Origin of the sequence: Phocaeicola sp., assembly GCF_048170425.1 — a bacterium.
Classification (GTDB): Bacteria; Bacteroidota; Bacteroidia; order Bacteroidales; family Bacteroidaceae; genus Phocaeicola.
In genome coordinates, this window is the sequence record NZ_DBEXBB010000073.1 from 1 (window position 1) to 7,877 (window position 7,877).

The window sequence follows — 7,877 nt, forward strand, 5'->3', positions numbered from 1 at the left end:
ATATAGATATTATTCGGGTATGATATATATGTTGTCTATGCTTCATGTTTCTGGTAGCTTTAGAATATATTGATATTGTCATTCCTTATGAGAAAAGTGTCGGCTTTATATTTTTTATATATGTGGTATCATTAATGTCCCATTTTAACGGGACACTAATGGTATAAAGAATGAAATCAATACTTGGATATAAAAAATATTACTCTTTTTCTTTTCTGTCATGTTGGTAGGAGAAGTTTTTTCTAATGGAAAAATTGTGAATACAAGTATAGGCGATAGCAGTTGGTTAAAGAGCATAATCTAATACAATCAGTAAGTGAAGTTAGTGAAGTAAAAATAAATTTATGGGAAATTGTAGATTGGTTTATTGATTGTGGAAATAAGGATTTTACTTATGAGTCCAATATAGCATTGGTATAGGCTTTTCGCGATAAAAAATGAAGAATATATGGAGGTGGACATGGCCGGAGTTACTGACGACCATTTCTTGTAAGGGCTTTAAAATTATTTAGAAGTATTAACCATAAAAATAATTAATATGAAGACTAAAACTATTATTTCTATTTTATGCCTTATGGCATTTCCCAGATTGGTTGCTCAGAGTGCCCATGATGTGAAATTTAATATGCCGATAATACAGACAAAATATACTGCCGATCCGGCACCGATGGTATACAATGATACGGTATTTCTTTATACGACGCATGATGAAGATGATGCCGAAGGGTTTAAAATGCAGGATTGGTTGTTGTATACTTCTACCGATATGGTTAACTGGACTGATCATGGGGTTGTTGCTTCTCTCAAGAGCTTTGATTGGGTGAAGCGTGATAATGGAGCTTGGGCTGAACAGGTAGTTGAGCGCAATGGTAAGTTTTATATGTATTGTCCGATTCATGGAAATGGAATCGGTGTGCTTGTTTCCGACAGTCCTTACGGACCATTTAAGGATCCTCTTGGAAAGCCTCTTGTATGGCAGAAAGAACATTGGGATGATATTGATCCTACCGTGTTCATCGATGAGGATGGGCAAGCTTATATGTATTGGGGAAATCCCAATTGTTATTATGTGAAATTAAATGAAGACATGATTTCATATTCAGGAGATATTGTAAAGCTAAAAGAAACTCCGGAGCATTATCAGGAAGGTCCGTGGTTCTATAAACGTAATGGACATTATTATTTGGCTTTTGCTTCTACCTGTTGTCCGGAGGGAATAGGGTATGCAATGAGTGATAGTCCTACAGGACCATGGAAAACGAAAGGATACATTATGCGCCCTACGGAGAGAACCAGAGGCAATCATCCTGGTATTATGGATTATAAGGGGAAATCGTATGTCTTTGGGTTGAATTATGATTTGTTAAAACTGGAAACGAATACTCACTATGAACGCCGTTCGGTGTCAGTGGCAGAAATGCACTATAATGAAGATGGAACTATTCAAGAAGTACCTTATTGGGCGGATACCAAGCTGGAGCAGATCGGTACTTTTAATCCGTTCCGTAAGGTAGAAGCTGAAACTATGGCTTGGGGATATGGATTGAAAACTGCTCCGAATGCAGATAAGTCTCTTTCGGTAGTAGATGTGAACAATGGAGAGTACATCTGTGTACGTGGAGTAGACTTTGGAAAGAATAAAGCTCGCCGTTTTGAAGTTTCCGCATTGCCTCTTGAGGGAGGAAATCTGAAAATTCGTTTGGATGCTCCGGATGGAAAGATTGTGGGAAACGTGAATATACCGCAGGGAAATGAAGCATTTAAGTATGAACTTTATTCTTGTGAGGTCAATGCAGTCAGTGGTATACATGATTTGTACCTTAGTTTTGAAGGAGAGAATAATAAGGATTTATTTGAACTGGATTACTGGAAATTCTGATATTAGTTTACAGCATAAATAGAGTATATATGATAAAAAAGATTTTAAGAAAAGATATAAAATTGTCTTTACTAAATATTCGATGGCCCAGAATTATGCAGGGAGTGGTTTTGTTGTCTGGTTTGGCAGCAAATGCACAAAACCCCATTATCCAAACATCTTATACGGCTGATCCGGCTCCTATGGTATACAATGACAAGCTATATCTTTATACAAGTCATGATGAAGACGGTTCTACGTGGTTTACCATGAACGACTGGAAACTTTATTCCACGGATGATATGGTGAACTGGACCGAACATCCCACTCCTTTGTCATTCAAGACATTTGAATGGGCAGGTGGAGATGCATGGGCTGCCCAGTGTATTGAACGTGGCGGTAAATTTTATATGTATGTACCTGTGACAGACCGTAAAGGTGAAACGGCTATTGGTGTAGCTGTGGCAGATAGTCCTTATGGGCCTTTTTATGATCCGATAGGAGCTCCTTTGGTACGAGCTGATTATGGCAATATAGATCCTACGGTCTTCATTGATGAAGATGGACAGGCTTATCTTTATTGGGGAAATCCGAACTGCTATTATGTGAAGCTGAATAAGGATATGATATCTTATAAAGGGGATATACATGCGGTACCGATGAAGCCGGAAGCTTTTGGACGCAGGGAGGGAGATCCACAACGTCCTACTTTGTATGAAGAGGCTCCGTGGCTGTATAAACGTAAGGGAATGTATTACCTCTTTTATGCTGGAGGACCGGTTCCTGAACATTTAGCGTATGCTACAGCTGAAAGTCCGGAAGGCCCGTGGAAGTATGGAGGTACTTTGATGGCTACGGAAGGAGGAAGTTTTACCAATCATCCGGGAATTGCCGATTTCAGAGGAAAAACTTATTTGTTTTATCACGATGCATCTCTTCCTGGTGGAAGTGGCTTTACTCGTTCTGTTTGTGTTAGAGAACTTGATTTCCAGTCTGATGGAAAAATTCCTTGCATGAAGATGGTGAAAGAGGGTGTTACGAAGAGTTTAAAACCTCTTTGCCCATACCAGAAGGTGGAAGCGGAAACAATGGCATGGTCAGAAAAGATGAAGAGCGCTTATAATCCTCAGGTAGGAGTCTTTATTACAGCCTTAGCAGATGGAGCTTATACGAAAGTACGGGCTGTTGATTTCGGTGAGAAAGCTCCTTCTCGTTTTTCTGCCCGTTTGTCTACCACTCACAATGCGGAAATTACTATGGAAGTACGTCTTGACGGGCTGGACGGACAGGTGTTAGCTAAGATTAAAGTACCACGAACTGGGGGAAGTGATCGTTGGCGGATAATGGAAGAACAGATTCCACAGGTAACAGGTGTACACGACTTGTATTTTATTTTTAAGGGAAAGGCTCCGAAAGATTTTGCTTATTTTGATTATTGGAAGCTGAATTACTGATGATATTGCGTATGCTATGAATAGGGTTAATTTATTTTTATTATCCGTTTTCACTTGTGTAGGGTGGAGAGGAGAATGTTTGGCCGGGAATGATCCCGGCCTCTCGTCTACTAATGAGTTGCAGAAATGGACGTTGGAAAAGCAGGAGACTGAGCAGGTAACTTTTCGATTAGCAGACACTCTGTTGAAACTTCGTCCGCTGACCAACAACGCTGTAAGAGTGATTCGAAGCATGGGCATAGCTCATGAAGTTCCAGAATTAGTATATCTTCCAAAGAAGGTTCCCGATTATGTATTGAAAAAGGAGAAGGATGGTTATATTTTATCTTTAAAGAATTTGAATGTCAGGTTTTCTGTATCTGACGGACGGATTTCGTTCCTTTCTTCTAGTGGCAAGGAAATAGTAGGAGAGGAGGCGAGTCTGATAGAGTCTTCTTCAGTGCAAGGAGAAAAAACGTATGTTTCTACGCAGACTTTTCATTCTTCGTTTGATGAGTGTCTTTACGGGTTAGGACAGTTTCAGGATGGTTATTTGAATGTGCGTGGTTTAACCAGAAGATTGACCCAGGTTAATACACAGATAGCCATTCCTTTTGTGATGTCGAATAAAGGATACGGACTTTTGTGGAATAATTATGGTTTGACAGATTTTAATCCTGCTTCTTCGGTAGTTACACTTCAAAAAACGGGGTTGGGAGGAAATAAAGTAACCGTGAATGTGACTTCTACTGAAGGGGGGAAGGAGGAAGTGCGTGAAAGTAATGTATTTGTGGGTAAGTTGAAAGTAGAATCAGACGGACAGTATGCTTTGATGCTGGATGTGGGAAGTGTAATGGCGCGTAGACATAATCTGGCAATTGATGGGCATACGGTAGTCGACATGAATAATCTCTGGTTGCCACCTACAGTTTCCATATTGGTAGATTTAAAAGCGGGAGAGCATAATTTAAGGGCCGAATTGACTAAAGAGGATGCACCTAGAGTGTATTTTAGAAAAGTAGATGAAACTACTACTTTTCGCTCTCCGGTATCGAATGGAATAGATTATACTTTCTTTGCAGGAACAGCCGATGAAATGATTGCTTCTTATCGGGAAGCGACAGGAGAAGTCCCTATGTTGCCTGCGTGGGCTTTGGGATACATTCATTGCCGGGAACGTTTTCATTCTCAAAAAGAGATTCTGGAAACGGCTTCCGAATTTCGAAGAAAAAAATTGCCGGTTGACTTGATGGTACAGGACTGGCAGTACTGGGGAAAATATGGATGGAATGCCATGCGTTTTGACGAGACAGATTATCCTGCACCTCGGGAAATGACCGACAGTCTTCACCGGATGGGCATGAGACTGATGTTGTCGGTCTGGTCGAAAGTGGACCAGAATTCTGTGTTAGGAAAACGTTTAGCTGATAAGTCCTATTACATACCAGGTACTCCTTGGGTTGATTTTTTTAATCCGGAAGCTGCTTCTTTTTATTGGAAAAACTTTCGGGATAGTCTGGTGCTTCCGATAGGAATAGATGCTTGGTGGCTGGATGCAACGGAGCCGGAAAATGACGATTTGGTAGGACGTAGGGTAAACCATTCCACTTTCCCCGGAGAAGTGTTCCGGAATGTGTATCCACTTGTGGTCAACAAAACGATATATGAAGGTTTACGAGGTCTTTCCACTGATGAGGGAAAACAACGTGATTCTATTTCTCGAACTATTCTGCTTACCCGTAGCGGATTTCCTGGCATTCAGCGATATGGGGTTGCTACTTGGTCTGGAGATGTCGGGAATGACTGGGATACATTTCGTCGTCAAATTGTTGCAGGACTGGGTGTTTCTGTTTGTGGTCTGCCTTGGTGGACTTATGATGCTGGAGGATTCTTTCGTCCGGGCGATGCACAATATACAGATGCACATTTTCATGAGCGTTTTTCCAGATGGCTTCAGACTTCTGTCTTTTTACCTTTGATGCGTGTACATGGGTATATGACCAATACGGAGTTTTGGAATTATGGAGATAAAGTGACGGATATGGCTCGTAAATCATTAGAGCTGCGTTACCGCCTTTTACCATATATCTATTCTGAAGCAGCATGGGTTTCATTGGGAAATGGTACGATGTTACGTCCTCTGATGATGGATTTCCCTCAGGATACTCAAGCTTTATCTTTGAAATATCAATATATGTTTGGTCGGTCTCTGCTGGTTTCTCCTATCGTGGAAGAGGGACCTGTCGTGTGGAAGACATACCTGCCTGCCGTTCAGGGTGGATGGTATGATTTCCATGACAACCAGTATATGTCAACGGGTTGGGTTCAGACTTCAGTCTCTCCGGACTACATTCCTGTATTTGTCAAGGCTGGCACTGTCTTGCCTTTGTCATCAGGATATGCAGAAAATGCGCAGAAAGCCTTGAAATCAGATTTGGAGATACGTGTTTATGCAGGAACAGATGGAACCTATCAATTGTATGAGGATGAAGGTACAGACTACAACTATCAAAAAGGAGGATATTCTTGCATTCGTCTGTTTTGGGATGATGCGCATTCCACTTTGATTATTGGTAAACGGAGTGGTCAGTATGAGGGGATGGAACCGGTGCGGAACCTTAAGATTGTAAAAATAGCCTTGTCCTCAGATGGAAAATCGAACGTAACAGAAAAGTCTGTAGTCTATAAGGGTGAGGAGTTAAAAATAGCTTTTTGATAATAATAAATAGAGATAACTGTTGAATATAAATTTTGAACTAATGGAAGTGAAAAGAATGTTTGTGACATTGACATCATTGATGGCTTTGTCTTTGGGACCTGTTTTTGCACAGGCTCAGACTGGAACCGAGAAGGTGAATGAGAAGTTTCATATCTATCTTTGTCTGGGACAGTCGAATATGGAGGGAAATGCAAAAATAGAAGCGTGTGATACGGTGAATGTAACTCCGCGTTTCAAGGTGCTTCAAGCTGTAGATTGCCCGGATTTAGGACGGGAAAAAGGTAAGTGGTACACTGCTGTTCCTCCTTTGGCAAGATGTGGAACGGGTTTAACTCCAGCAGACTATTTTGGACGAACATTGGCAGATAGCCTTCCAGCTGATGTCGAAATAGGTGTTATTAATGTGGCTGTGGGAGGATGTAGAATAGAATTATTTGATAAGGATAATCATGCTTCGTATGTGGCCGGATCTCCAGATTGGTTAAAAAATATGGTCGCTGAGTATGATGGAAATCCTTATGCCAGATTAATCGAGCTTGCTAAACAAGCTTCTCGGTGTGGAGTTATAAAAGGTATACTTCTTCATCAAGGAGAATCCAATACCGGAGATCCGGATTGGCCGATGAAGGTAAAAAAAGTATACGATAATATTCTTTCAGACCTTGGTTTGCAGCCTAACTCATTGCCTCTTTTAGTTGGCGAGCTTGTGTCTGAGGGGCAAGGGGGAGCTTGTGCATCGATGAATCCGGTGATTCAGAAATTACCTGAAACGATTCCTGTAGTACATGTGGTTTCTTCTGAAGGATGTGAGGCCGTATCCGATCGATTGCATTTTAGTGCAGCTGGCTATAGAGAACTTGGCAAGAGATATGCTCTTACCATGCTTGAACTTCTGAAAAAGAGTAAGTAATAGGGTATTATACGAAGAGAGGAGATAGACTCGGTCAACCGTCTATCTCCTCTCTTTTTATTCATCTTTCTTCTCCTCTTCTTTTTCTTTACAGCGTTCCGTATATTTACTGGGGGATACTCCGTACAATTCTTTGAATGCATTGGAGAAGTAAGTCGTATTGTTGAAACCTACCAGTTGGGCTATTTCAGACATACTGTAATTCTTTTCGGATTTCAGCAGGATTTCAGCTTGTTTCAGTCTGATGTTCCTGATAAAATCCCGGGTAGACTGGTTGGTCAGTTCTTTTAGTTTTCTGTATAGGTGTACACGACTTATACCCACTTCGGCTGCAATCATTTCTGCATTTAAATCTGGATTATTCAGGTTCTTATTGATTACTTTTAGAACCTTTTGCATCAGCTTTTCATCTGCAGACTGAGGTTGTGCCACTTCAATATTGTCGTTTTGTTCTTGTTTTCCGCTAAAGTTATTGCGTAATATTTCTCTGTTTTTAATCAGGTTTTCAATAGTTGTTATTAAAATATCCAGGTTGAAAGGTTTGGCTATATAGGCGTCTGCTCCTAGGGAAAGTCCTTCGATATAATCCTTTTCACTGTTTTTGGCGGTAAGAAGGATTACCGGGATATGATTGGTTTTGATATTCTGCTTTAATTTACGAAGCAACGTAATACCGTTTACTTCTGGCATCATGATGTCACTTAGAACCAAATCAGGCATGTGGTGCATAATAAGGTCGAGTGCTTCCTTTCCATTGCTACAACTTAACACACGGAAATGACTTCCTAATTCAGTGAGCAGATAGTTTCGTATTTCATCTTCATCTTCTACAATTAATATAGAATGTTTTTTTCTGATTACTTTTTTAGTGCCGTCTTCACTATTTTCGTTTTCTTCAATAGAAACCGGAATATGTTGCAGAGGCTGATCTTCAATGGATGGTTGCTCTGAAATATT

At 40.6% G+C, this 7,877-nt stretch carries 5 protein-coding genes; 4 read left to right on the top strand and 1 reads right to left on the bottom strand.

What is annotated here, in order from left to right:
• The first annotated feature begins 574 nt into the window (after nt 1-574).
• The 4 genes from ACMJ0U_RS03045 (at nt 575) to ACMJ0U_RS03060 (ending at nt 6,920) form a co-directional block, all read left to right on the top strand.
• Nucleotides 575-1,879: a glycoside hydrolase family 43 protein gene (locus tag ACMJ0U_RS03045; protein WP_417128091.1), complete on the top strand. Its 1,305-nt coding sequence runs from the start codon at nt 575-577 to the stop codon at nt 1,877-1,879.
• Nucleotides 1,880-1,974: 95 nt separating this feature from the next.
• On the top strand, nt 1,975-3,312 hold the full coding sequence (locus ACMJ0U_RS03050) for a glycoside hydrolase family 43 protein (RefSeq protein WP_417128092.1): 1,338 nt from the start codon (nt 1,975-1,977) through the stop codon (nt 3,310-3,312).
• Between the two features lie 79 nt (nt 3,313-3,391).
• The gene (locus ACMJ0U_RS03055) at nt 3,392-6,007 is read left to right on the top strand and encodes a TIM-barrel domain-containing protein (RefSeq protein ID WP_417128086.1); all 2,616 of its coding nucleotides are present in this window, start codon (nt 3,392-3,394) and stop codon (nt 6,005-6,007) included.
• A 43-nt stretch (nt 6,008-6,050) separates the two neighbouring features.
• On the top strand, nt 6,051-6,920 hold the full coding sequence (locus tag ACMJ0U_RS03060) for a sialate O-acetylesterase (RefSeq protein WP_417128087.1): 870 nt from the start codon (nt 6,051-6,053) through the stop codon (nt 6,918-6,920).
• 57 nt (nt 6,921-6,977) lie between these two features.
• Here the strand turns inward: ACMJ0U_RS03060 and ACMJ0U_RS03065 are convergent.
• Nucleotides 6,978-7,877: response regulator (locus ACMJ0U_RS03065; protein ID WP_417128089.1), on the bottom strand; the 900-nt coding region annotated here is incomplete at its 5' end.

Coding starts and splice junctions, on each gene's coding strand:
- ACMJ0U_RS03045 (WP_417128091.1), top strand. CDS start 575: ATGGCATTTCCCAGATTGGTTGCTCAGAGTGCCCATGATGTGAAATTT.
- ACMJ0U_RS03050 (WP_417128092.1), top strand. CDS start 1,975: ATGCAGGGAGTGGTTTTGTTGTCTGGTTTGGCAGCAAATGCACAAAAC.
- ACMJ0U_RS03060 (WP_417128087.1), top strand. CDS start 6,051: ATGGAAGTGAAAAGAATGTTTGTGACATTGACATCATTGATGGCTTTG.